Consider the following 826-nt stretch of genomic DNA (forward strand, 5'->3'; position numbering starts at 1 on the left):
AGCCCCCTTCGTGCTGCCCCATCTCGGCTTCGCGCCGAACACCGTGAACCGGATCCTGGTCTGGGGCCTGTTCGGGCTCGGCTTCGACATCCTGTTCGGCTTCACCGGCTTGCTGTCGTTCGGTCAGTCCGCCTTCTACGGCACCGGCGGCTTCGTCGCCGCCTACCTCCTGACCCGCGCCGGTTTCAGCAATGTGCTGGGCGCGCTGGTCATCGGCATGATTGCAGCCGCCGCGACCGGTTACCTGATCGGTCTGATCGCGTTGCGCCGCACCGGCATCTATTTCGCCATGATCACTGTGGCGATCGCGGAAGTGTTCTTCTTCGTCGAGTTCAATCCACTCTCCGATTTCACCGGCGGCGAGAACGGCCTGCCCGGCGTGCCGACGCCGAGCTTCAATCTCGGCTTCACGACCATCCACTTCACCAATGGCTGGTCGCTCTACCAATTCATCGCGCTTTGCTATTTCATCGGCGTCGTCATTGCGCTCAGGATCGTACGCTCGCCGGTCGGCGCCATCTTCAGCGCGATCCGCGACAATCCGCTGCGTGCCACCGCCGTCGGCCACAACATCCACGGCTACAAGCTGACCGCCTTCGTGATCGCAGCCGCTTACGCGGGCTTCGCCGGCGGCCTGCTCGGCGTGCTGCAGGCCTTCATGCCGCCCGACGCCTTCACCTTTGATACCTCCGGCCAGCTCGTGATGCAGACGGCCATCGGCGGCCGAGGCACGCTGTTCGGACCGCTGGTCGGCGCAACTGTTTGGCTCTTCCTTCAGGATTTCCTCCAATCCGCGCTGGGTCTCGGCGCAGCCTGGAAGCTGGTG

General features: G+C 64.3%; 1 protein-coding gene. It reads left to right on the plus strand.

Annotation, left to right across the window (positions count from 1 at the left end; translation table 11 throughout):
- A partial coding sequence (locus IVA74_RS31845) for a branched-chain amino acid ABC transporter permease (protein ID WP_247350896.1) occupies nt 1–826 on the plus strand: 826 nt, incomplete at both ends.

The organism is Bradyrhizobium sp. 132 (genome assembly GCF_023074185.1).
GTDB lineage: Bacteria > Pseudomonadota > Alphaproteobacteria > Rhizobiales > Xanthobacteraceae > Bradyrhizobium.